This is a genomic window from Streptomyces djakartensis, assembly GCF_014651075.1.
Lineage (GTDB): Bacteria > Actinomycetota > Actinomycetes > Streptomycetales > Streptomycetaceae > Streptomyces > Streptomyces djakartensis.
On record NZ_BMWE01000036.1, the window covers coordinates 1 to 23,926 of the forward strand.

Here is a 23,926-nt window from a genome sequence, read left to right on the forward strand (position 1 = left end):
CTTTTCTCGATCCGATTTCCTCGGTGCTTTCCAGGTTCCCGCTCTCGCGTTTCCCTTTCCGGCGCTTCCGACTCTATCAGATCCTTTCGGCCCTGATTCCCAGTCAGAGGGGGTTGCCTTCCCGGCCGTTGGGCCGTTCCGACGGGTGAGACTTTAGCGGATTCCCCGGCTCCCGAGCCAATCGGGGGCCGCGTCCTTTCGAACGGGGATTCCTCATTCCGTAAATACGCATGCCGATAAAGCGGCGACAGACGTGTCTGTGCGTCGAAATAGTGCTTGGTACTTGCGGGATGGCTGCCCGGGGACCAACCGGAGTCGGCGCTCACGTCGGGCAACTCGGAGAACACTACGGATGGGGGTTGGGCATGTCAACTCGGGGGCGGGTCCTGCCCGCCCCCGGGATTTCAGCTGTTGTTGCCGGAGGCCAGGGCCCGGCTGCGGTCCCGGGCGGCTTCGAGGGCGGCGATGAGTGCGGCCCGTACGCCGTGGTTCTCGAGTTCGCGGATGGCGTTGATCGTGGTGCCAGCCGGGGAGGTGACGTTCTCACGGAGCTTGACCGGGTGTTCGCCGCTGTCGCGGAGCATCGTCGCGGCGCCGATGGCGGACTGGACGATGAGGTCGTGGGCCTTGTCGCGGGGCAGGCCGAGGAGGATGCCGGCGTCGGTCATGGCCTCGACCAGGTAGAAGAAGTAGGCCGGGCCGGAGCCGGAGAGGGCGGTGCAGGCGTCCTGCTGGGACTCGGGGACCCGGAGCGTCTTGCCGACTGCGCCGAAGATCTCCTCGGTGTGGGCGAGGTGGTCGGCGGTGGCGTGGGTGCCGGCGGAGATGACGGACATGGCCTCGTCGACCAGGGCCGGGGTGTTGGTCATGACGCGTACGACCGGGGTGTTGGGGGCCAGGCGCTCCTCGAAGTAGGCCGTGGGGATGCCGGCGGCGCCGCTGATGACCAGGCGGTCGGCGGGGACGTGCGGGGCGAGCTCGTCGAGGAGGGTGCCCATGTCCTGCGGCTTGACCGTGAGGATCAGGGTGTCGGCGGTCTTGGCGGCTTCGGCGTTGGTGACCGGCGTGACGCCGTAGCGGTTGCGGAGTTCTTCCGCTCGTTCCTGACGGCGGGCGGTGACCAGGAGGTCGGACGGGGTCCAGCCGGCGCGGATCATTCCGCTGAGCAGGGCTTCGCCGATCTTGCCGGTGCCGAGGACTGCGACTTTCTGGGTCATGGCGCGGGGTGCCTCCGAAGGGTGCGTCGTCCGGGGTCCATCCTCGCACCGGGGAGCGGGGCAACGGCCCGGGTGTCCGCTGGGCGGGATGTCGTGCCGGGCCGGCTACGCCGTACGGCGCCTCAGGGTCGCGGCGCCCAGGGTCAGGACCAGGAGGGCGCAGCCGGCCACGATCAGGATGTCCCGGACGAAGGTGGCGGTCATGTCCGTGTGGCGCAGCACCTCGTTCATGCCGTCGACGGCGTACGACATGGGCAGGACGTCGGACAGGGCCTCCAGAGCCGGGTGCATGTTGTCGCGTGGGGTGAACAGGCCGCACAGGAGGAGCTGGGGGAAGATCACCGCCGGCATGAACTGGACCGCCTGGAACTCCGAGGCCGCGAAGGCGGAGACGAAGAGGCCGAGGGCCGTGCCGAGGAGGGCGTCGAGGAGGGCCACCAGGAGGAGGAGCCAGGGGCTGCCGGTGACGTCGAGGCCGAGGAACCAGAGCGCGAGGCCGGTGGCCAGGGCGGACTGGACGATCGCGAGGGCGCCGAAGGCGAGTGCGTAGCCGGCGATGAGGTCGCCTTTGCCGAGGGGCATGGCGAGGAGGCGTTCGAGGGTGCCCGAGGTGCGTTCGCGCAGGGTGGCGATCGACGTCACCAGGAACATCGTGATCAGGGGGAAGATCCCGAGGAGGGACGCGCCGATGCTGTCGAAGGTGCGGGGGCTGCCGTCGAAGACGTAGCGCAGCAGGAACAGCATCACGCAGGGGACGAGGATCATCAGCGCGATGGTGCGCGGGTCGTGGGTGAGCTGGCGCAGGACCCGGGCGGCGGTGGCGGTGGTCCGGGAGGCGTTCAGGGGCCTGGGCGGGGTGGGGGTGGCCGTCACGGGGTGGGTGGTGGTCATCGGGGTGTCTCCTTCGTGCGGGCTTCCTCTTTCGCCTTGTCCACCAGGTGCAGGAACCCGGCCTCGACCGTTTCGGTGCCGGTGCGGGTGCGCAGGGCCTCCGGGGTGTCGTCGGCGAGGAGCTCGCCCTCGCGCATGAGGAGGAGGCGGTGGCAGCGCTCGGCCTCGTCCATGACGTGGGAGGAGACGAGGAGGGTGGCGCCGCGGCTCGCCGCGATGTCGTGGAAGAGGGCCCAGAGGTCGCGGCGCAGCACCGGGTCGAGGCCGACGGTCGGTTCGTCGAGGACCAGGAGTTCTGGGGTGCCGAGGAGGGCGACGGCCAGGGAGACGCGGTTGCGCTGGCCGCCGGAGAGGTTGCCGGCCAGGGCGTCCGTGTGGGTGGTGAGGTCGACGTCGGCGATGGCTCGGGTGACGTTGTCGTGGCGGCGGTCGGTGGCGTGGCGTCCGGGGTCCAGGATCTGTGCGAAGTAATCGAGGTTCTGGCGGACCGTCAGGTCGTCGTAGACGGAGGGGGCCTGGGTGACGTAGCCGATGCGGGTGCGCAGGGTGGGGTGGCCGGCCGGTCGGCCGAGGACGTCGAGGGTGCCGGTGACCTTGGCCTGGGTGCCGACGATCGCGCGCATCAGGGTCGACTTGCCGCAGCCGGAGGGGCCGAGCAGGCCGGTGATCTGGCCGCGGGGGACGGTGAAGGCGAGGTTGCGGAGGACGGTGCGGGGGCCGCGGGTGACGGTGAGGTTCTGGGCGTTGATGGCGGCGGGTTCGGGGTTCGCGTGCGGTTGGGGGTGCGGGTGCGGGTGTGTGTTGGTGGTGGGGCGTGGTGGGCCGGGAGCATTATTCATCATGTGATGAATAATGCTCCCGGTGGAGGTCTGCGTCAAGCGGTTGGGGGGCGTCGAGCCGGGGCCTTGGCGAGCAGGAGGAGCGCGTCGTAGACCTCCTCGACGACGCCGTCGGGGAGGGCGTCGAACGGGCGCTGCGGGACTGGGCCGCCAATGCCGTCGCCGGGTTCCACGGCGAGGACGTGCGCGCCGCGAGCGTGCAGGAGGGCGGTCGCTATGCCGGTGCCGGCGCCGATGTCTGCGACGCGGGAGTCGAGGAGGGGCGGTTGGCCAGGTCCTCGGTCGCGTCGAAGAGGGACGGGGGGGTAGCTGGGCGGTGGGTTTTCGGGGCACCGTCGGTGGGGGTGCGCGTTGCGCGTGCCGCTGGGTGGGGGGTCGGGGCCGTGTCGGGGGGTGTCCGTCCTCGGAACGGCGCGATGGAGTCGGATGACGAGTGACTGTCCGTTGACGCGCCAACCGCTGCGGGCGGACACCCCCCGACACGTCCCCTTCCGTGCGTACGCGGCTGCGGGTGCGTCGTGGCCGCCCTAGCTGCGGGCAGTCGTGCCGCTTGGGCGGCACGGGTGGGCGCAGCGGCACCCCGCCACGCCGGGCTGCGCAACGCCCCCGCCCCAGCACCACGCCGAGTGCCTGGAGCGCAGGCCGCCGCTGCGGGCAGTCGTGGCCGCCCTAGCTGCGGGCAGTCGTGCCGCTGGGGCGATGGGGGTCCCCCTGCTCGAGCGAAGCCGAGAGCTTGGGGGAGGGTGGGCGCAGCGGCACCCCGCAACGCCGGGCTGCGCAACGCCCCCGCCCCCCGCACCAACGCCGAGTACCTGGAACCGGCCGCCGCCGCTGCGGGCCGTCGTGCCGCTGGGGCGATGGAGGTCCCCCCTGCTCAAGCGAGGCCGAGAGCGCCCTCAGCGGCTACGCCGTGCGCCTAGGAACAGCGCGGGCGTATGTACCCGTCGCTGCCTGTGTTGACGTACGCGTCCGACACGTACTGGCCGCTCGCGATGTTGTCCCAGATGTTCGTCGTGCCGTACGGGCCCGTGACCAGGCTGCCGGGTGACTGGCAGTGGATCTGGACGCGGGAGCCCTCGGGCAGGACCTTGACGATCGGATAGCCGGTGCCGGGACCGCTGCGGACGTTGACGCGGACGCCCGGCGCGATCGAGAAGTACGTGGCCGCCGCGGCCAGTGTGGTGACCAGCGGCTCGCGGGCCTCTTCGACAGGCTCGACAGACATGATGAAACCTCCCCCGTTGAACCCCATGGCTGCCATGGGACCCCGTTGATTCCCCTGAATCACGTGATCAAACACCTGTGCTTGCGGAGGCTGGCAAGCCGCCTCTGTCCCGTACGCGTCATCGACTAGGCTCCGTGCGTCGCGCGCGCGGAGGAACAGCACGGGGGTGGTCCCAGTGGCGCCACAGCGAAACGCCGGAGCGGGCCCGGAAGCGGAACTTCCCGAGTACGCCGGTCATTACCGGCTCGAGTCATGTCTGGGCTCGGGCGGCATGGGCGTGGTGCATCTGGCCCGGAGTACCTCCGGGATGAAGCTCGCCGTGAAGGTCGTGCACGCGGAGTTCGCCAAGGACCCTGAGTTCAGGGGGCGTTTCCGGCAGGAAGTGGGAGCGGCGCGGAGGGTCAGCGGGGCCTTTACGGCGCCTGTGGTCGATGCCGATCCGGAGGCCGGGCGGCCGTGGATGGCCACGCTGTTCATTCCGGGGCCCACGCTCGCCCAGGAGGTGAAGCGGAACGGGCCTTTGGCTCCGGCGCAGTTGCGTCGGCTGATGGCCGGGCTCGCGGAGGCGCTGCGCGACATTCACCGGGTCGGGGTCGTGCACCGGGATCTGAAGCCGAGCAACGTGCTGCTCGCCGAGGACGGGCCGAAGGTCATCGACTTCGGCATTTCCCGGCCCGCGGACAGTGAGTTGCGGACCGAGACCGGGAAGCTGATCGGTACGCCGCCGTTCATGGCGCCGGAGCAGTTCCGGCGGCCGAGAGAGGTGGGGCCCGCCGCGGATGTGTTCGCCCTCGGGTCTGTGATGGTGCACGCGGCCACCGGGCGGGGGCCGTTCGACTCGGACAGTCCCTATGTCGTCGCCTACCAGGTCGTGCACGACGAACCCGAGCTGACGGGCGTACCGGAGGAGCTGGTGCCGCTGGTGCTGCGGTGCCTCGCCAAGGAGCCCGAGGACCGGCCCTCTCCCGACGAGTTGATGCGGGAACTGCGGTCGGTGGCGGCTTCCTACGACACGCAGGCGTTCATACCGGAGCGGCGGGTGGCCGAGGGGCGGGCCGAGGACCCTTCGGAGGCGCCGGTTGCGGAGCGGTCCGGTGGGAAGCGGCGGGTCCGGCTGCGGATCGGTAAGCGGGGGCTTCTCGGGGCCGGTGTTGTCGGGCTGGTCGTCGCCGGTGCGCTGGTGTCGGTGTCGTGGCCGGGTGGTCCCCCTCCGGCGTCCGGGGTGACCCCCCCGCGGACCACGGCGGCCGCCTTCACGGCGTGGGCGGCGACAGCGTCGTCCAAGGCGGGCACCCCGCAGTGCTCGTACGGGGAGGGGAAGTTGCTCTGTGCGCAGAGCGGGCTGGTCTTCGCCCTGGATCCGGCGGACGGGGGTCTGCTGTGGAAGCACCCGCTGGACGGGGTGGCCGCCGACGGGCCGCCGAGCGGGGCTCCGGTGGTTTCGGGTGGGCTGGTACTGGGCGGGCTCGGCCACGGGCAGCGGCTGACCGCGCTCGATCCTGACTCGGGTGACGTGTCACGGCGGCAGACCATGTCGATGTCGGGAGGGGTGCGGGCCGTGGGAGGGATGGTTCTGCTCACCGCGGCCGACGGCACGGTGACCGGCGTGGACAGTGCCTCCGGGGAGGAGAAGTGGCGTCACCGGATCCCGGGGCAGGACGTGCCGTACTTCGTGTCGTTCCCGGGCGATCCGCTGGCGTACGCGGCGAGTGTGTCCGGCGACGGGGCGGGGACGACGGTCACCGCGGTGGACCCGGGCACGGGCGAGGTGCGGTGGGACGCGCGGCTGGAGGGGGACTTGCGGCCGCTCGGAACCGTGGAAGGGGCTGTTGTGTTCGTGGCCGTGGACGCCGTGAGCGGGGAGGCGCGGGCCGTGGTCCGGTACAGCCCGGGCGGTCGTACGACGGTGCGGGTGCCGTTGCGGATTCCCCTGCGGGATGTCCAGGGCGGTGTGCGCGGGGATGTCGTTCATCTGATGGCGACGGGTGGGGCGCTGGTCGCCGTCGATGTGGAGGCGCGCGAGCAGCTCTGGACTCTGGAGACGGGCGTGGTGCGGGGGTCCACTCCGGTCGCGGACGCACGGCATGTGTACGTGACCGCTCCGGACGGGCGGCTGCTGGCCGCCGATGCCCGGCGTGGCAAGCTCGTCGGGCAGACCCCGCCACGGCTGAGCGAACGGTCGGACACGGTTCCGGCCGCGCTGCCGGCGCCCGTGCTCGTGGACGGCCGTGTCTACGCCGGTGCCCCGGACGGCACCGTCTTCGCCGTGGACGGGCGGGATCCGTCCGCCTGGTAGCGGAGAGGGTGTGCGGGGGCCGCCGCCTGTGGCGGCCCCCTGCGAGAGTGCTCAGCCCAGCTTCGAGACGTCCCGCACGGCGCCCTTGTCCGCGCTGGTCGCCATCGCGGCGTAGGCGCGCAGCGCGGCGGAGACCTTGCGTTCGCGGTTCTTCGGGGCGTACACGCCGTTCAGCGCCTGGTCGCGGCGGGCCAGTTCGGCGTCGTCGACGAGGAGCTCGATGGTGCGGTTCGGGATGTCGATGCGGATGCGGTCGCCGTCCTCGACGAGGGCGATGGTGCCGCCGCCGGCCGCCTCGGGCGAGGCGTGCCCGATGGAGAGGCCGGAGGTGCCGCCGGAGAAGCGGCCGTCGGTGACCAGGGCGCAGGCCTTGCCGAGGCCGCGGCCCTTCAGGTACGAGGTCGGGTAGAGCATCTCCTGCATGCCGGGGCCGCCCTTGGGGCCCTCGTAGCGGATGACGACGACGTCGCCCTCCTTGATCTGCTTGAGCAGGATCTTCTCGACGGCCTCCTCCTGCGACTCGCAGACGACCGCAGGGCCCTCGAAGGTCCAGATCGACTCGTCGACGCCGGCCGTCTTCACCACGCAGCCGTCGACCGCGAGGTTGCCCTTGAGGACCGCGAGGCCGCCGTCCTTGGAGTAGGCGTGCTCGACGGAGCGGATGCAGCCGCCCTCGGCGTCCTCGTCGAGGGCCTCCCAGCGCTCGGACTGGGAGAAGGCCTCGGCGGAGCGGACGCAGCCGGGGGCCGCGTGCCACAGCTCGATCGCCTTGGCGGACGGGGAGCCGCCGCGCACGTCCCAGGTCTTCAGCCAGTCGGCCAGGGACGGGCTGTGGACCGCGTGCACGTCCTCGTTGAGCAGACCGGCGCGGTGCAGTTCGCCGAGGAGGGCGGGGATGCCGCCGGCGCGGTGCACGTCCTCCATGTAGTACGTGCGGTCCTTGGCGACGTTCGGGGCCACCTTGGCCAGGCAGGGGACGCGGCGGGAGACCGCGTCGATCTCGGTGAGGCCGAACGGGACGCCGGCCTCCTGGGCGGCGGCCAGCAGGTGCAGGATCGTGTTGGTCGAGCCGCCCATCGCGATGTCCAGGGCCATCGCGTTCTCGAAGGCCGCGAAGGTGGCGACGGAGCGGGGCAGGACCGTCTCGTCGTCCTGCTCGTAGTAGCGGCGGGTGATGTCCATGACCGTGTTGGCCGCGTCGACGTAGAGCTGCTTGCGCGCGGTGTGGGTTGCCAGGACCGAGCCGTTGCCGGGGAGGGAGAGGCCGATGGCCTCGGTGAGGCAGTTCATCGAGTTGGCGGTGAACATGCCGGAACACGAGCCACAGGTCGGGCAGGCGTTCTCCTCGATGCGGAGGATGTCCTCGTCCGAGATCTTCTCGTTCACGGCCTCGGACATCGCGTCGACCAGGTCGAGCGTGCGGACCGTGCCGTCGACCAGGGTGGCGCGGCCGGACTCCATCGGGCCGCCGGAGACGAACACCGTCGGGATGTTCAGGCGCAGGGCCGCGTTGAGCATGCCAGGGGTGATCTTGTCGCAGTTGGAGATGCAGATCAGGGCGTCGGCGCAGTGGGCCTCGACCATGTACTCGACCGAGTCCGCGATCAGGTCGCGGGAGGGCAGGGAGTACAGCATGCCGCCGTGGCCCATGGCGATGCCGTCGTCGACGGCGATGGTGTTGAACTCGCGGGGGATGCCGCCGGCCTCCACGATCGCCTCGCTGACGATCCGGCCGACCGGCTGCAGGTGGGTGTGGCCCGGGACGAACTCCGTGAAGCTGTTGGCGACCGCGATGATCGGCTTGCGGCCGATGTCCGCACCCGGTACACCGGAGGCGCGCATCAGGGCGCGGGCGCCCGCCATGTTGCGGCCGTGGGTGACTGTGCGGGACCTCAGCTCGGGCATCGTCGCTCGCTCCTTCAGAGACGGCGTCAGAGAGTTCGGAGATTTCTGACTGCTACCGAGCGTACGCCGGTCATCCAGTGGGCGGGACGGTGTGTCCGGAATGCGGGACGCGTGTCTCGGCCGACGGCGGTCTTGGGGGCTCAGGGGCCGGTGAGGTGGCCCTGTACGACCGGTGCCAGCCGCGCGACGATCAGCTCCGGGTCGGCCGAGGCCAGTGGCTCGACCTTGATGACGTACCGCAGCATCGCGGTGCCCACGAGCTGGGCGGCTGCCAGCTCGGCCCGAAGTTCGGCGTCCGGCAGGTCGAGGCGGCCGGCGATCCGGCGCAGCACCTGGGTGGCGATGATCCGGCGGAAGACGGCGGCGGCCGTTTCGTTGGTGACGGCGGACCGGACGATGGCGAGCAGGGGGGTACGGGTCGCCGGGTTCTCCCAGACGCCGAGGAAGAAGCGGACCAGGCGCTCCCCCGCGCCGTCCAGCGGGCCCTCCTCGATGGCCTTCGGCGCCTCGACGGCGGGGGCGAAGGACTGGGTGATCGCCGCCTCGAAGACCTGCTCCTTCGTACCGAAGTAGTGGTGCACGAGCGCCGGGTCGACCCCGGCCGCCTTGGCGACGCCGCGGACGGAGGTCTTCTCGTAGCCGCGCTCGGAGAACTCCTCGCGGGCGGCGGTCAGGATGCGGTCGCGGGTGTCGGCCGACTCGGCGCGCGGGGGCCGGCCCCGGCGGCGGGCGGCGGCGCCGCTCGCCGTGCCGTTGCCGGCTGTGGGCCCGTCCGGGGGCAGGTCCGTCATCGCCTCTGCACCTTCGCCGCCGAGGCGAGGTGGAGGCGGGTGAAGGCCAGCGCCTCCGCCAGGTCGGCCTCGCGCTCGGCGCTCGACATGGCGCGGCGGGTGTTGACCTCGATGACGACGTGCCCGTCGAAGCCGGTCAGCGCGAGCCGCTCCAGCACCTCGGCGCAGGGCTGGGTGCCGCGGCCGGGGACCAGGTGCTCGTCCTTGGCGGAACCCCTGCCGTCGGCGAGGTGGACGTGGCCGAGGCGGTCTCCCATGCGGTCGACCATGTCGAGGGCGTCGGCGCGTGCCGTGGCGGTGTGGCTGAGGTCGATCGTGAAGTGGCGGTAGTCGTCGTTCGTCACGTCCCAGTCGGGGGCGTAGGCGAGCATCTCGCGGTCCCGGTAGCGCCAGGGGTACATGTTCTCGACGGCGAACCGTACGTCCGTCTCGCCCGCCATGCGCCAGATACCGGCGACGAAGTCCCTGGCGTACTGGCGCTGCCAGCGGAACGGGGGGTGGACCACGACCGTGCTCGCGTCGAGCTTCTCGGCCGCCGCACGCGCCCGCTGGAGCTTGGTCCAGGGGTCGGTGGACCAGACGCGCTGCGTGATGAGCAGGCAGGGGGCGTGGACGGCGAGAATCGGGATCTGGTGGTAGTCGCTGAGTCTGCGCAGGGCCTCGATGTCCTGACTGACCGGGTCGGTCCAGACCATGACCTCGACTCCGTCGTAGCCGAGGCGCGCGGCGATCTCGAAGGCCGTGGCCGTCGACTCCGGGTAGACCGAGGCCGTCGAGAGCGCGACCTTCGCGTCCGGGATCTTCACGGCTGGCTCTGCCATGCAGGACAGATTACGGGGTGTGGTGGGCAGGGAGTGGGGGGCCTCTTGGCCGATGTGGTGTTCGCCACGGGCGGGTGGGCCGTTATGCGGACTCCATGTGATCCAGGCGACGCAGGATCACGCCCTCGCGCAGCGCCCAGGGGCATATCTCCAGGCGTTCCACGCCGAACAGGTCCATGGCGGCCTCCGCCACCAGGGCGCCCGCCAGGAGCTGGCCCGCCCTGCCCTCCGAGACACCGGGCAGCTCGGCTCGTTCCGCTTCCGTCATGCCGGCCAGTCTCGGGACCCAGCCTTCCAGGGACTCCCGCTTGAGCTCGCGCTGGACGTAGAGGCCCTCCGCGGAGCGGGCGGCGCCGGCGATGCGGGCCAGTTGCTTGAAGGTCTTGGAGGTGGCGACGACGTGGTCGGGGGCGCCGAGGCGGCTGAACTCGCCGACGGTGCGGGCGATCTCGGTCCGCACATGGCGGCGCAGGGCCCGGACGTCGTCCGGGTCCGGCGGGTCGCCCGGCAGCCAGCCGGCGGTGAGGCGGCCGGCGCCCAGCGGCAGGGAGGCGACGGCGTCGGGCTCCTCGTCCATGCCGTAGGCGATCTCCAGGGAGCCGCCGCCGATGTCCACGACCAGCAGCTTTCCGGCCGACCAGCCGAACCAGCGGCGGGCGGCGAGGAAGGTGAGCCGGGCCTCCTCCTCGCCGGTGAGGACCTGCAGCTCGACGCCGGTCTCGGTGCGCACGCGTGCGAGGACGTCGTCGGCGTTGCGGGCCTCCCGTACGGCGGAGGTCGCGAACGGCAGCACTTCCTCGACGCCCTTGTCCTCGGCGGCCTGGAGCGCCTCGTGGATGACCGAGATCAGCCGGTCGACGCCGTCGCTGCCGATCGCTCCGCTGCCGTCGAGGAGCTGGGCGAGGCGCAGTTCCGCCTTGTGCGAGTGCGCGGGCAGGGGGCAGGCGCCGGGGTGCGCGTCCACCACCAGCAGGTGCACCGTGTTCGATCCCACGTCGAGGACACCGAGTCTCATGAACGGAACGCTACTGCCAGCGGTTCCGTCCGCAGTCCTCGGTAGGGGTAAGAGGCCCGTACTCTGGACTCGTGCCAAAGACGAAAAAGGCGAAGCGCGACAAATCACCGGGCGTCGTGGAATCCGACGAGAAGGGCCTCGACTTCGCTCGGGCGTGGGTGGAGTTTCCTGATCCGGCGGACGACGAGCAGGTCTTCCGTTGCGATCTGACATGGCTGACCTCTCGCTGGAACTGCATTTTCGGCAGCGGCTGCCAGGGCATCCAGGCCGGCCGCGCCGACGACGGGTGCTGCACGTTGGGTGCCCACTTCTCGGACGAGGACGACGAGAAGCGGGTGGCCGAGCATGTGGCGAGGCTCACGCCGGACATCTGGCAGCACCACGCAGAGGGCACGCGGAACGGCTGGGTCTCCGAGGACGAGGACGGCGACCGGCAGACCCGGCCCTTCAAGGGCTCCTGCATCTTCCAGAACCGGCCCGGTTTCCCGGGCGGCATGGGCTGCTCGCTGCACATCCTCGCCCTGAAGGAGGGCCGCGAGCCGCTGGAGACCAAGCCGGACGTGTGCTGGCAGCTGCCGGTGCGACGGACGTACGAGTGGATCGACCGGCCCGACGACACCCGGGTGCTGCAGGTGTCGATCGGCGAGTACGACCGGCGCGGCTGGGGGCCGGGCGGCCACGACCTGCACTGGTGGTGCACCTCGGCGACCTCGGCGCATGGCGCGGGTGAGCCGGTGTACGTCTCCTACCGGCCGGAGCTGATCGAGCTGATGGGCAAGGCCGGCTACGACCGGCTGGTCGAGCTCTGCGAGGAGCGGCTGGCCTCGCAACTGCCGTTGCTGGCGCCGCACCCGGCGGATCCGGCCGGCTGACACCCCGGCCGTCTACGCCGTGGAGGGGCTCGGGTCGTCGCCGTCCGGGGGTGGTGGCGCCGAGTCCGCGGGGTCGGCCGGGTCCGCCGGGTCGCTGGGGACCGGTTCGGTGGGGGTGGGGTCCGGGTCGGGTGACGCGGGCGGGGTGGTCGGGTCCGGGGCGGGCGTCGTGGGCGTCGGGTCGGGCTGGGACGAGGGCGGGTCGCTCGGTTCTGTGGGGCGCGGGTCGGGGCGGGGGCCGGGGCCTGCGGGGCCGGGCGCAGTGCCGTAGCCCTCGATGTGGACCACTGCTCCGACGGGGGAGACCGCCACTCGCGCGCGCCAGGGGCCCGAGGGCTCGCGCAGGTGGTCGACGTACACCTTGATCGTCAGCGACTCGCCGGGCCGGAGGGTTCCGGAGGACTGGCTGAGGTAGAGCCAGTCGGCTCCCGTGGCGGCGGACCAGCGGACCGGGGCCGAGCCCGTCGCGGTGAGGGTGACGAGGGTGGTGTCGCCGCTGTTGCCGGCCGTGACCTCCAGACGGGCGGCGTCCTTGCCGGCCCCGGGGACGCCGATGACCTCCACGGAGACGTCGGCCTTGCCGTCCTTGCCGAAGCGGGGGCCGGGTCTGGTGCTCGCGTTGCCGGCGTTCTCGTATCCGCCGCCCGCCATCTCGCCGTCCAGGCCGAGCGGGTCGTCGGCCTCGCGCGCGGAGGCGGAGCGGCCGTCCTGGCCCTCGCCGACCGGGGTGCCCCGGTAGGCGGCCCACAGGGCGAGCACGGGAGCGGCCACGACGGTGGCGACGACGGTCGTGGTGATGGCACGCGCGCGCAGGCGATCCCGCCGGGCGGCGCGGTCCTTGGGGTCCATCGGGAAGCCGCGCCGGTCGAAACGGGGCGCGGCGCCACGCGCGCGCGGCTGGTGGGCCATGGCGACGTGGACGGCCGCGCGGGGGGCCGGCAGGACGGGCAGCGCGGCGGGGGTGACGCTGGTGCCGGGCCAGCGGCCGGGGATGGCGCGCTCGGCGGTGCGGCGGCAGCGCGGGCAGTCGTCGACGTGCCGGACGAGTTCGCGGCGCAGGGCCGTGCCGAGGACGAGCCGGTCGTCACCCACGAGATGGGCCACGCTCGGGCACGCGCCGGTCTCGACCACGGCGAGGGCCGCACGGGTGCGTTCGACCTCGCAGGCGGCGGAGGCGAGCAGGTCTCGGGTGGCGGCCAGGTCCATGCCGAGGACGGCGGCGACCTCGTGGGCGGCCAGGTGGTGGCGCACGGCCAGTTCCAGCGCCTCGCGCTGCTCCGGGGTGGTGCCCGCCGCCTCCGGCCAGGCCAGCAGGGCCAGTTCGTCCCGCCGCCGCTCCTGGACCTCCTCGGAGACCGCGGGGGCGGCCGGCCGGTCGGCGCGCTGCGTACGGCCCGCCGCGTGGCTGCTCGTACGTTTCTGCTTGGCCTCGGCCAGCTTGCGCAGGCATGCCCAGCGGGCCAGCGCGTACAGCCAGGCCCTGCGGTCGGCCGGAGCGTCGGGGACGTGCCGGCCGCGGCGTTCGGCGAGGGCGAGGGCGTCGCCCAGGGCGGCGGTCGCGGCGTCGTGGTCGCACAGCACGGACAGGCAGTAGGTGAACAGGCCGTCCAGGTAGGGCTCGTAGCGCGTGGGCGGCCGCTGGACCAGCGTGCGTGCCGCCCCGTGGTCACGCGCTTCCCGGTGCGCCCGGTGCGCGCCGGCCGTGCGGGTCGAGATCTCCGGAGTACTGCTCATCATTCGGCGACCGTAGGGGGCCGGGAGCGGCACCTTCAGGCGGCTTGAGCGTATTTAATCCGTACGGGTGAAACGATCCCTCAATAGGGGACAGGAACCAGTTGTTCCGCCGCTGGCGCGGGGTGGCGGGGGCCTGGCGCGCAGCTTGCCGTGCCGGGCGGTCCCCGCGTTGTCAGTGGCTGCGGCTACGGTTTCGCCCATGGCTGCCCGTACGAAATCCACCAAGGACCGTCCGTCCTACCGCTGCACGGAGTGCGGCTGGCAGACGGCGAAGTGGCTCGGCCGCTGCCCCGAGTGCCAGGCCTGGGGGACGGTCGAGGAGTACGGGGCGCCCGCGGTGCGGACGACGGCGCCGGGCCGGGTCACCACCTCCGCCGTGCCCATCGGCCAGGTGGACGGCCGTCAGGCGACGGCCCGCTCCACTGGCGTGCCCGAGCTGGACCGCGTACTGGGCGGCGGACTCGTCCCGGGCGCCGTGGTGCTGGTCGCGGGCGAGCCGGGCGTCGGCAAGTCGACGCTGCTGCTCGACGTGGCGGCCAAGTCGGCGAGCGACGAGCACCGCACGCTGTACGTCACGGGCGAGGAGTCGGCGAGCCAGGTCCGGCTGCGCGCCGACCGGATCGGCGCCATCGACGACCACCTGTACCTGGCGGCCGAGACGGATCTGGCGTCGGTGCTCGGCCACTTGGACGCGGTGAAGCCGTCGCTGCTGATCCTGGACTCGGTGCAGACGGTGGCCTCCCCGGAGATCGACGGAGCGCCCGGGGGCATGGCCCAGGTCCGCGAGGTCGCCGGGGCCCTGATCCGGGCCTCCAAGGAACGCGGCATGTCCACGCTGCTGGTGGGCCACGTCACGAAGGACGGCGCGATCGCGGGCCCGCGCCTGCTGGAACACCTGGTGGACGTCGTCCTGCACTTCGAGGGCGACCGGCACGCCCGGCTCCGGCTCGTCCGGGGCGTCAAGAACCGCTACGGCACCACCGACGAGGTCGGCTGCTTCGAGCTGCACGACGAGGGCATCACGGGCCTCGCCGACCCGAGCGGACTTTTCCTGACACGTCGGGCCGAACCGGTCCCGGGCACCTGCCTGACCGTCACCCTGGAGGGCCGCCGCCCGCTGGTCGCCGAGGTCCAGGCGCTCACGGTCGACTCGCAGATCCCCTCCCCGCGCCGCACCACCTCGGGCCTGGAGACCTCCCGGGTCTCGATGATGCTCGCGGTGCTGGAACAGCGCGGCCGGATCAGCGCCTTGGGCAAAAGGGACATCTACTCCGCGACGGTGGGCGGCGTGCGGCTCTCGGAGCCCGCCGCGGACCTGGCCGTCGCCCTCGCGCTGGCGAGCGCCGCGAGTGACACACCTCTCCCCAAGAACCTGGTCGCGATCGGTGAAGTGGGCCTCGCGGGAGAGGTCAGGCGGGTCACGGGGGTGCAGCGCAGGCTGGCCGAAGCCCACCGTCTGGGCTTCACACACGCGCTCGTCCCGGGCGACCCCGGCAAGGTCCCGCTGGGCATGAAGGTCCTGGAAGTCGCGGACATAGGAGACGCCCTGCGGGTCCTTCCGCGCTCCCGTCGCCGAGAGGCCCCACGGGACGAGGAGGGTCGCCGGTAGACTTTGCCCTGGTCTCGCCCGTCCGTGCGAACCTAGCGCGCGACACGGGGGCGCCCAAGAACCTGCGACCGGAGGAGTGCAGTGGCAGCCAACGACCGGGCATCGGCTCCCGGAAAGTCCGGCGGGAGTGCCGGTACCGATAGCCTGATGCGCGCCTCGCTGAGCGCCGTGGCACCCGGAACCGCCCTGCGTGACGGCCTGGAGCGGGTGCTCCGCGGCAACACCGGCGGTCTCATCGTGCTGGGCTCCGACAAGACGGTCGAGGCGCTGTGCAGCGGCGGTTTCGTACTGGACGTCGAGTTCACCGCGACGCGTCTGCGCGAGCTGTGCAAGCTGGACGGCGGCATCGTGCTGTCCTCGGACCTGTCGAAGATCCTGCGCGCGGGCGTGCAGCTGGTCCCGGACCCGACGATCCCGACGGAGGAGACCGGCACCCGGCACCGCACCGCGGACCGGGTCAGCAAGCAGGTCGGTTTCCCGGTCGTCTCGGTGTCCCAGTCGATGCGGCTGATCGCCCTCTACGTCGACGGCCAGCGCCGTGTGCTGGAGGACTCGGCGGCGATCCTGTCCCGCGCCAACCAGGCCCTCGCGACCCTGGAGCGCTACAAGCTCCGCCTCGACGAGGTCGCGGGCACGCTGTCGGCGCTGGAGATCGAGGACCTGGTGACCGTCCGGGACGTCTCGGCGGTCGCCCAGCGCCTGGAGATGGTGCGCCGCATCGCCACGGAGATCGCCGAGTACGTGGTGGAGCTGGGCACGGACGGCCGGCTGCTGGCCCTCCAGCTCGACGAGCTGATCGCCGGAGTGGAGCCCGAGCGTGAGCTGGTCGTCCGGGACTACGTCCCCGAGCCCACGGCCAAGCGCTCCCGCACGGTCGACGAGGCGCTGGCCGAACTCGATGCCCTCACCCACGCCGAGCTGCTCGAACTGCCCACGGTGGCCCGGGCGCTGGGATACACCGGCTCGCCCGAGACGCTGGACTCGGCGGTGTCCCCGCGCGGCTTCCGCCTCCTCGCGAAGGTGCCCCGGCTGCCCGGTGCGATCATCGACCGGCTGGTCGAGCACTTCGGCGGGTTGCAGAAGCTGCTCGCCGCGAGCGTCGACGACCTCCAGACGGTGGACGGCGTCGGCGAGGCCCGGGCGCGGAGTGTGCGGGAGGGGCTGTCGCGGCTGGCGGAGTCGTCGATCCTGGAGCGGTACGTCTAGCCTTCGGCCGCTGCCGATACGCCATGGGGGTGTTCCCGATCGGGAACACCCCCCACGCGCTTGAGGACGATCGGACTGGATCGGACTGGATCCGACTAGTCGTCCTTCAGTACGAACGACGTCTGCACCTTGGCAAAGCCCGGAGCCTTGGCTTCCACCAGGTAGGTGCCCGCCCCGGCCGAGCCCGCCGGAGGCGTGCCGCACTCGGGGGCGCTCGGCTCGCGGTCCCACTTCAGGGTGTAGGTGATGCCGCTGCCCGCGGGCACCCGGTAGAGCTGGTGCACGGCGGCCTTCGGGCAGTCCTTGGAGGACCAGTAGTCGTCGTCGGTGCTGGCCGGGGTGATGGTGAACACCGCGTTCTTCGGCCCGAGATCGATCTTGCAGTCGCTGCCCGAGACGTTCCGCGCGGTCAGCAGGAACGTGGGCGTCTTCTCGGGGTCGTAGCTGTTGTGCAGGCTGCGCAGGCTGAACTTGACCACGCTCGCGGTGCAGTTGGGCAGCGTGGAACCGGCCGGCAGCGTGTCGGCCGAGCTCACGCCGCCCACCCCGCTTCCTGAGCCTCCGGCGCCGCCCGCTCCGCCGGAGCCGGAACCATCCGCGGAGCCGTCCCCGGATCCGGTGCCCGAGCCGCCCCCGGTCCCGGTGCCCGAGCCGCCCCCGTCTCCGGATCCCTGGCCCGAGCCGCTTCCGGAGCCGGACGACGAGCCGCCCGAGCCCTCGTCGCCCGACTCGTCGCGTCCGCCGGGTGCTTGGCTGATGGCCGGACCCGAACCCGACGGGCCGGGAGTGATGGAGGGCGCGGGATTCTTGCCGTTGGCTCCGTTGTCGTCCCCCTTGCCGCCACCGCCACCCATGGTGACGATCCAGGTGATCAGCAGCGTCAACAGGGCGACCACGGACACCAGTACGACCCTCCGACGCCAGTAGATGGAGGAGGGAAGCGGACCGACCGGATTGCGCAGAGATCCCACGGCGCAAACCTTACGAGAGATCGGCGCGTTCGCCTGTCCCACCCGCCGTTCGGGGCCACAACTTTTCCGGATCATCATGCCGGTAACTGCGGCCTCACTCCTGACTTTCGTCAGGTGCGGTACGCGACGATCGCTGGGTGTGACGGGATCGGCGCCCCACCTACCGTCCGTGACCATGGACTTCGAGGACGCCTCGCTCTACCGCGACATCACCGACTTCGCCCACGGCACCCCGATGTGGGTACGGCACGGGGCCGGGATATGGACGGAGGCCGGACTGCTGTTGTTCGTCGCGTTGTTCGTCGCCGGATGGTGGCGTGCCCGCCGCGGCAGCCCCCGCGCGTTCGCGATCGCGGTCCTTGCACCTGTGGCCACGGCTGTGGCGTACGTGTGCAGTGAACTGCTCAAGTCGGCCGTGGCCCAGGAGCGTCCGTGCCGGGCGGTGGCCGGTGCCGCCGCGTCCCTGGCGGAGTGTCCGCCGCACGGCGACTGGTCCTTCCCCTCCAACCACGCCACGATCGCGGGTGCCTCGGCGGTCGCCCTTGCTCTGGTCCGGCGCGCTCTCCTGTGGTTGACGGCCCCGCTCGCCCTGCTCATGGCCTTCTCCCGGGTCTTCGTCGGCGTGCACTATCCGCACGATGTCGTCGCGGGGCTGGGGCTGGGCGCGCTCGTCGTCCTCGTCGGCGTGCGGCTCGGCGCGGACCCGGCCGTCCGGCTGGCCGGGGCGATGCGTGCCTCGTCGGCGCCGGCCGTGCGGTGGTTCACCGGGCCGGGACCGGCGCCCGTACCGTCGTACGGCGCACACGCGCGGCGCTGACCCCTACGGGTCGTCCACGCTCGTCACGGCTCCAGCAGCCCCGCCTCGTACGCCACGATCGCCGCCTGTACCCGGTTGCGCACGCCCAGCCGGTCCAGGACCGCACTCACGTACGCCTTCACCGTGCCCTCGACGAGGTGCAGCCGAGCGGCGATCTCCGGGTTGGACAGTCCGGCACCGACCAGGCCGAGCACCTCACGTTCGCGGGGGCTGAGGCCGGCCACACGCCCGCGTGCCTGTGCCTCACGGGTGAGCCGCCCGCCGCCGAGGCCCTCGTCGATGACGTACCGGGCAACCTTCGGCGACAGGAACGCGGCACCGGCGGCCACCGCCCGTACACCCGCGATCAGTTCGTAGGGGTCCCCGGACTTCAGCAGGAAGCCGGTGGCGCCGCCGTCGAGGGCCCGGGTCACGTAGGCGCCCTCGGAGAAGGTGGTCAGCATGGCGACGGCCGTTCCCGGCACCGCGCGTACGATCTCCTCGGCCGCCGTGAGGCCGTCCAGGCGGGGCATGCGGATGTCGAGCAGGGCCACGTCGGGGCGGTGGGCGCGGGTCAGCTCGACCGCCTCGCGCCCGTCGCCCGCCTCGGCGACGACCTCCGTCTCACCACCGCTGGCCAGGATGGCGCGCACCCCGGCCCGGACCATGGCCTCGTCGTCGGCCAGCAGGACGCGGATCACTGTGTGGACTCCTCATGGTCTTCTCGTTCTTCGCCGGACCGGCCGACGCCGGGGACGACATCCTTGGCGACCAGCCGCCCGGCGTCGAAGCACAGCCGGAAGTGGTCGACGGAGACGAACAGTTCACCGCTCGCGCGGTAGTAGCGGCAGTCGGCTCCCGCGGGTGGTGCGGGGGCCCGGTCGGTGGGCGGGTCGTTCACGTCGCGCGCGGGCAGAACCCGCTCGGCCTCGGCCGCCGGGACGCCCGGCCGCAGTCGCGCGTACGCGCTGGGGGCCAGCACCGAGTGGGTCTCGGCGTACACGTACCAGCCGAAGGCCGCGCCGACCAGGACGGTGCCCACGCCGGCCGCGGTGCCGAGGCCGAGGGCCACGCGGCGGCGGGCGTGCCTGACGGGTGCGGCCGCGGGGCGCCGGGGTCCGACCGTGGCCCGCTGGTCCGGGCCGGTGTTCCGCTGGGGCGTGAGGGTGGTCCGTTGCCCGGGGACGTACGCCCGGACCCGGAATCCCTCCTCGTGCGGGCCGGACTCGAAGGTGCCGCCGGTGCCGGTCACCGCGGCCCGCAGTCCGAGCAGGCCGGTGCCTCCTCCGCAGGGGCGGCAAACCTCCTCGGCGGCCGGGCCGTTGGTGATGGTGACGGTCGTCCCCTCGCCCTGGTTCGTCGCCGTCACCACCACGGAGGCGCCCGGCGCGTGCCGTGCCGCGTTGGTCAGTGCCTCCCGGACCACTCGGTGCAGCAGCCGTTCGGCGAGCCCGCCGGGCTGTGCGGCCGGGCCGTGCCCGGTGGGCTCCCAGCGCACCGCCAGGCCCGACTCGGCGGCCCGGGCGACGAGTTGCTCCAGGGTCTCGTCCGCCGGGGACAGAGGCGGCGGCTCGTCGTCGTCCTCGCGCAGGATGCCGATGACGCGGCGCAGCCGGTCCGTGGCGTCGGCGGCGGCCGCGCGCAGGTCGGCCGCCGCGGCGCGGTGCCGGTCGTCGAGGCCGGGCGCGACCTGGAGCGCTCCCGCGCGGAGCGCGATGAGGCTCAGTTCGTGACCGAGGGAGTCGTGCATGTCCTGGGCTATCCGGGCCCGCTCGCGCAGCCGCGCGCGTTCCTCGGCGAGGCGCTGTTCGTCCTCCAGCCGGGCGGCCCGGAGCCAGCCCGCCTCGGCCAGTTCCCGGCTCTGCCGCCAGTAACGCCCGACGAGCCAGGGGAAGACGCAGCCGAAGAGCAGCGTGCCCGTCATGACGAGCCACTCGGGAACCGGATCGACCCCGATGAGGACGATCCGCGCGGTGGCGGCGCCGCCCACGGCCACGAAGGCCAGCACGGCGAGGCGTGCCCGGGGGGCCCGCAGGCCGAGCAGCAGTGCGAACACGCCGAGGGCCGGGCCGTAGGAGACGGTGAACAGGGCCGGGGCGGCGGCGAGGCCCAGGGCGGCGGCCAGGCCGAAGGCCGCGAGCGGCAGCCGCCGGGACAGGGCGGTCGCAGCGGCCAGTACGGCCACACCCACCGCCTGCTGCCAGGCCGGACGCGGCTCGTTCAGGCCGATGCGGTCCGCCGTGAGCGCGGGGAAGGTGAGGGAGGCCCAGAGCAGGGCGCCCGTGCCGAGCCGGGCAGGACGAGGGCGTTCCATCCGCCCGACGCTACAAGCGCCGGAAAGGGGGCCACCGCTGCCGATCGTCAGGTATTCGCCATTCCCACGCCGGCCTGACGCGTCTTCCCGGCCCGTCCGGCGTGCGGGACGCGCCACCACGCCCTACCCGCACGTACCCGGCACCCCCGGCCCGGCATGGCACCATCGATAGGCCATGACTGCTCCCACGAAACCCCCGCACCCGACCCCCACCGACACCGACACCGACACGGCCTCCGGCCCGGCCCTCGGAGCGCGCCTCCACTCCCCCGTCATCGACTGGTTCGGCGAGAACGCCCGTGACCTGCCGTGGCGGCGCCCCGAGGCCGGGGCGTGGGGCGTGATGGTCAGTGAGTTCATGCTCCAGCAGACGCCGGTGAACCGCGTCCTGCCCGTCTACGAGCAGTGGCTGGCCCGCTGGCCGCGCCCCGCCGACCTGGCCGGGGAGGCGCCCGGCGAGGCGGTCCGGGCCTGGGGCCGGCTCGGTTACCCGCGCCGCGCCCTGAGGCTGCACGGCGCCGCTGTGGCGATAACGGAACGGCACGGCGGTGACGTACCGGCCGACCACGCCCAGCTGCTCGCGCTTCCGGGCATCGGCGAGTACACGGCCGCCGCCGTCGCCTCGTTCGCCTACGGTCAGCGGCACCCGGTGCTGGACACCAACGTGCGGCGGGTCCTCGCCCGCGCCGTCACCGGCGTGCAGTACCCGCCGAACGCAACCACCGCCGCCGAGCGCAAGCTGGCCCGGGCGCTGCTGCCGGAGGACGAGTCGACCGCGGCGCGGTGGGCCGCGGCCTCCATGGAGCTGGGCGCGCTGGTGTGCACGGCGAAGAACGAGTCGTGCCATCGCTGCCCGATCGCCGCGCAGTGCGCGTGGCGGCTGGCGGGCAAGCCCCAGCACGACGGGCCGCCGCGCCGCGGCCAGACCTACGCGGGCACCGACCGGCAGGTGCGCGGGCGGCTGCTCGCCGTACTGCGGGAGGCTCACGGGCCGGTTGGGCAGTCGGCTCTGGACCGGGTGTGGCACGAGCCGGTGCAACGGGCCCGCGCTCTGGACGGCCTGGTCGCCGACGGTCTGGTGGAGCCGCTCCCGGGCGGGCTGTACCGGCTGCCGCTGACCTGACGCACAGGCGGATCACAGACGCGGGCCGCCCGTAACGCCGATCCACAGTGAACAAATCGCCCTGAAACACCGCCAACACACCCACTGCTTTACCCCGTTCCGGCTTTCGTTACACAACCGACGGACAGCCGAGTGCTGGCCGCAGGCTGCTCCGGACAGCGCCGTGACAACGCCTCCGTACCTTCGATCCCGTTCCCGGAAAGACACGGGACGACTGAGGACCACAGGCAGTACGACCGGCGGCACAGAGCCTGCCGGAACGGGGAAACGGGAGGCTTCACCATGGCGCAGGGCGAGGTGCTCGAGTTCGAGGAGTACGTCCGCACCCGGCAGGACGCGCTGCTGCGCAGCGCCCGCCGCCTGGTCCCGGACCCGACCGACGCGCAGGACCTGCTGCAGACCGCGCTGGTCCGGACGTACGGCCGCTGGGAGACGATCGAGGACAAGCGGCTGGCGGACGCCTACCTGCGCCGGGTGATGATCAATACGCGCACGGAGTGGTGGCGGGCCCGCAAGCTGGAGGAGGTGCCGACCGAGCAGCTCCCGGACGCCTCGGTCGACGACTCCACCGAGCAGCACGCGGACCGCGCCCTGCTGATGGACATCCTGAAGGTGCTCGCCCCGAAGCAGCGCAGTGTGGTGGTACTGCGACACTGGGAGCAGATGTCCACGGAGGAGACGGCCGCCGCCCTCGGCATGTCGGCCGGAACGGTCAAGAGCACGCTGCACCGGGCGCTCGCCCGGCTCCGCGAGGAGCTGGAGTCCCGCGATCTCGACGCACGCGCGCTGGAGCGTGAGGAGCGGGAGCGGTGCGCGGCCTGACCGGCGAGGGTTCCGCGGGGACCCGGGGCAGTATCCAGGCGGTGGGCACGGCGGGGGCCGTGTTCGCCGCCCTCGCCCTTTTGGCGGCCGGGTGCGGTACGGGCGGCACCGGCGCCCGTGACGAGGGCCCGGCGCACACCGACTCGGTGGCGGGCGCTGCCGCCGCCACCCCCTCCGCCGCGCCGTCGAAGACGCCCGACACCGTGAACGCGGTCAAGCTCGTCAAGGACGACCCGAAGGTGTCGCCGGAGGTGAAGCGCGAGCTGAAGCCGTGCGTGGCCGACGAGTACCCCGTCGACGTGTCCTACGGCAAGCTGACCGGCGGCTCGGCCGACGACGTCGTCGTCAATGTGCTGACCTGCGGTGACGCGGTGGGCGTCGGCAGTTACGTGTACCGCGGGCAGGACGGCTCGTACAAGAATGTGTTCAAGGCCGAGGAGCCCCCGGTCTACGCGGAGATCGACCGCGGCGACCTGGTGGTGACCAAGCAGGTGTACGACAAGGGCGACCCGGTTTCCAGCCCGTCCGGGGAGAACGTGATCACGTACAGGTGGACCTCCGGCCGCTTCGCGGAGAAGTACCGCACGCACAACGACTACGGGAAGGTCACCGGCGACAGCGCGTCACCGGCGCCGGCGGGCTGACGCGGGGCGAAGGCCGCGTGAACCGATCGGGCACACCGAACCGATGCACCGGTGAACGCGGCGCGCGGACCGTGCGTCCCAGCAGAGAGAACACACCCCCACGGACCACTAAGGACTGAGAGCACCGGGATGGCAGACCAGACCCACGTTCTGTTCGTCGAGGACGACGACGTCATCCGTGAGGCCACGCAGCTCGCCCTGGAACGGGACGGCTTCATGGTCACGGCCATGCCCGACGGGCTGTCGGGCCTGGAGGCGTTCCGGGCGGACCGCCCCGACATCGCGCTGCTGGACGTCATGGTGCCGGGCCTCGACGGGGTCAGCCTCTGCCGCCGGATCCGGGACGAGTCGACGGTGCCGGTCATCATGCTGTCGGCGAGGGCCGACTCCATCGACGTCGTCCTGGGCCTGGAGGCGGGTGCCGACGACTATGTGACGAAACCTTTCGACGGAGCCGTGCTGGTCGCCCGGATCCGTGCGGTGCTGCGCCGGTTCGGGCACGCCGGGGGCTTCCGGTCCGAGGAGCGGGACTCCCCGGCGGACGGCGGAGTGCTGGCCTTCGGGGAGCTGGAGGTCGACACCGAGGGGATGGAGGTGCGCAGGGCCGGGCGGCCGGTGGCGCTGACGCCGACCGAGATGCGGCTGCTGCTGGAGTTCTCCTCGGCGCCGGGCACGGTGCTCTCCCGCGACAGGCTGCTGGAGCGGGTGTGGGACTACGGCTGGGGCGGGGACACCCGGGTCGTCGACGTGCACGTGCAGCGGCTGCGGCAGAAGATCGGCCAGGACCGCATCGAGACGGTCCGCGGCTTCGGCTACAAGTTGAAGGCCTGAGCGG

21 protein-coding genes are annotated in these 23,926 nt (G+C 72.4%); 9 read left to right on the top strand and 12 right to left on the bottom strand.

Annotated features, from left to right (window positions below):
• Positions 1–404: 404 nt before the first annotated feature.
• The 4 genes from proC to IE212_RS33320 all read right to left on the bottom strand — a co-directional run bounded on the left by proC (position 405) and on the right by IE212_RS33320 (position 4,172).
• Positions 405–1,217: a pyrroline-5-carboxylate reductase gene (gene proC / locus IE212_RS33305; RefSeq protein ID WP_190201729.1), complete on the bottom strand. Its 813-nt coding sequence runs from the start codon at positions 1,215–1,217 to the stop codon at positions 405–407.
• 105 nt (positions 1,218–1,322) lie between these two features.
• A complete protein-coding gene (locus IE212_RS33310; protein WP_190201730.1) occupies positions 1,323–2,108 on the bottom strand; it encodes an ABC transporter permease in 786 nt (261 codons plus the stop codon).
• The gene (locus IE212_RS33315; RefSeq protein ID WP_190201731.1) at positions 2,105–2,950 is read right to left on the bottom strand and encodes an ABC transporter ATP-binding protein; all 846 of its coding nucleotides are present in this window, start codon (positions 2,948–2,950) and stop codon (positions 2,105–2,107) included. The genes IE212_RS33310 and IE212_RS33315 overlap by 4 nt, the downstream gene beginning before the upstream one ends.
• A gap of 913 nt (positions 2,951–3,863) precedes the next feature.
• Positions 3,864–4,172 (bottom strand): SH3 domain-containing protein, encoded by a 309-nt coding sequence (locus tag IE212_RS33320; RefSeq protein ID WP_190201732.1) that lies wholly within the window; start codon positions 4,170–4,172, stop codon positions 3,864–3,866.
• A gap of 175 nt (positions 4,173–4,347) precedes the next feature.
• Between IE212_RS33320 and IE212_RS33325 the strand changes: the two genes are divergently transcribed.
• Positions 4,348–6,468, top strand: a complete 2,121-nt coding sequence (locus tag IE212_RS33325) for a serine/threonine-protein kinase (RefSeq protein WP_190201733.1) — start codon at positions 4,348–4,350, stop codon at positions 6,466–6,468.
• Positions 6,469–6,519: 51 nt separating this feature from the next.
• On the opposite strand, the gene ilvD is transcribed toward IE212_RS33325, so the two are convergent.
• From ilvD to IE212_RS33345, 4 genes are all read right to left on the bottom strand, one after another.
• The gene (ilvD, locus tag IE212_RS33330; RefSeq protein WP_190201734.1) at positions 6,520–8,373 is read right to left on the bottom strand and encodes a dihydroxy-acid dehydratase; all 1,854 of its coding nucleotides are present in this window, start codon (positions 8,371–8,373) and stop codon (positions 6,520–6,522) included.
• 140 nt (positions 8,374–8,513) lie between these two features.
• A complete protein-coding gene (locus tag IE212_RS33335; protein WP_190201735.1) occupies positions 8,514–9,164 on the bottom strand; it encodes a TetR/AcrR family transcriptional regulator in 651 nt (216 codons plus the stop codon).
• Positions 9,161–9,985, bottom strand: a complete 825-nt coding sequence (locus tag IE212_RS33340; RefSeq protein WP_190201736.1) for a sugar phosphate isomerase/epimerase family protein — start codon at positions 9,983–9,985, stop codon at positions 9,161–9,163. Before IE212_RS33340 ends, IE212_RS33335 begins: the two co-directional genes overlap by 4 nt.
• 82 nt (positions 9,986–10,067) lie before the next feature.
• Positions 10,068–11,000: a Ppx/GppA family phosphatase gene (locus IE212_RS33345; RefSeq protein WP_190201737.1), complete on the bottom strand. Its 933-nt coding sequence runs from the start codon at positions 10,998–11,000 to the stop codon at positions 10,068–10,070.
• A 71-nt stretch (positions 11,001–11,071) separates the two neighbouring features.
• On the opposite strand from IE212_RS33345, the gene IE212_RS33350 reads away from it, so the two are divergent.
• Positions 11,072–11,872, top strand: coding sequence for a DUF3109 family protein (locus IE212_RS33350; protein ID WP_190201738.1), 801 nt, complete (start codon positions 11,072–11,074; stop codon positions 11,870–11,872).
• A gap of 12 nt (positions 11,873–11,884) precedes the next feature.
• Here IE212_RS33350 and IE212_RS33355 read toward each other — a convergent pair whose 3' ends face one another.
• Complete coding sequence (locus tag IE212_RS33355; RefSeq protein WP_190201739.1) at positions 11,885–13,609, bottom strand: BACON domain-containing protein; 1,725 nt, start codon at positions 13,607–13,609, stop codon at positions 11,885–11,887.
• Positions 13,610–13,805: 196 nt separating this feature from the next.
• Here IE212_RS33355 and radA point away from each other — a divergent pair, with 196 nt between their 5' ends.
• Both radA and disA read left to right on the top strand, forming a co-directional pair.
• Complete coding sequence (radA, locus tag IE212_RS33360; RefSeq protein WP_190201740.1) at positions 13,806–15,215, top strand: DNA repair protein RadA; 1,410 nt, start codon at positions 13,806–13,808, stop codon at positions 15,213–15,215.
• A gap of 81 nt (positions 15,216–15,296) precedes the next feature.
• Complete coding sequence (disA, locus tag IE212_RS33365; RefSeq protein ID WP_190201741.1) at positions 15,297–16,421, top strand: DNA integrity scanning diadenylate cyclase DisA; 1,125 nt, start codon at positions 15,297–15,299, stop codon at positions 16,419–16,421.
• A 95-nt stretch (positions 16,422–16,516) separates the two neighbouring features.
• On the opposite strand, the gene IE212_RS33370 is transcribed toward disA, so the two are convergent.
• Entirely contained in the window at positions 16,517–17,392 is an 876-nt protein-coding gene (locus IE212_RS33370) for a hypothetical protein (RefSeq protein WP_190201742.1), read from the bottom strand.
• A 175-nt stretch (positions 17,393–17,567) separates the two neighbouring features.
• On the opposite strand from IE212_RS33370, the gene IE212_RS33375 reads away from it, so the two are divergent.
• Complete coding sequence (locus tag IE212_RS33375; RefSeq protein WP_190201743.1) at positions 17,568–18,209, top strand: phosphatase PAP2 family protein; 642 nt, start codon at positions 17,568–17,570, stop codon at positions 18,207–18,209.
• 23 nt (positions 18,210–18,232) lie between these two features.
• On the opposite strand, the gene IE212_RS33380 is transcribed toward IE212_RS33375, so the two are convergent.
• Positions 18,233–18,889, bottom strand: coding sequence for a response regulator transcription factor (locus IE212_RS33380; RefSeq protein WP_190201744.1), 657 nt, complete (start codon positions 18,887–18,889; stop codon positions 18,233–18,235).
• Positions 18,886–20,502, bottom strand: coding sequence for a sensor histidine kinase (locus IE212_RS33385; RefSeq protein ID WP_190201745.1), 1,617 nt, complete (start codon positions 20,500–20,502; stop codon positions 18,886–18,888). Before IE212_RS33385 ends, IE212_RS33380 begins: the two co-directional genes overlap by 4 nt.
• Positions 20,503–20,677: 175 nt before the next feature.
• Here IE212_RS33385 and IE212_RS33390 point away from each other — a divergent pair, with 175 nt between their 5' ends.
• The 4 genes from IE212_RS33390 to cseB all read left to right on the top strand — a co-directional run bounded on the left by IE212_RS33390 (position 20,678) and on the right by cseB (position 23,922).
• Positions 20,678–21,625, top strand: coding sequence for an HhH-GPD family protein (locus IE212_RS33390; RefSeq protein WP_190201746.1), 948 nt, complete (start codon positions 20,678–20,680; stop codon positions 21,623–21,625).
• Between the two features lie 282 nt (positions 21,626–21,907).
• Entirely contained in the window at positions 21,908–22,447 is a 540-nt protein-coding gene (locus IE212_RS33395) for a SigE family RNA polymerase sigma factor (protein WP_003992025.1), read from the top strand.
• Positions 22,435–23,091, top strand: coding sequence for a hypothetical protein (locus IE212_RS33400; RefSeq protein WP_190201747.1), 657 nt, complete (start codon positions 22,435–22,437; stop codon positions 23,089–23,091). Before IE212_RS33395 ends, IE212_RS33400 begins: the two co-directional genes overlap by 13 nt.
• A gap of 129 nt (positions 23,092–23,220) precedes the next feature.
• On the top strand, positions 23,221–23,922 hold the full coding sequence (gene cseB / locus IE212_RS33405; protein ID WP_190201748.1) for a two-component system response regulator CseB: 702 nt from the start codon (positions 23,221–23,223) through the stop codon (positions 23,920–23,922).
• Positions 23,923–23,926 lie beyond the last annotated feature (4 nt).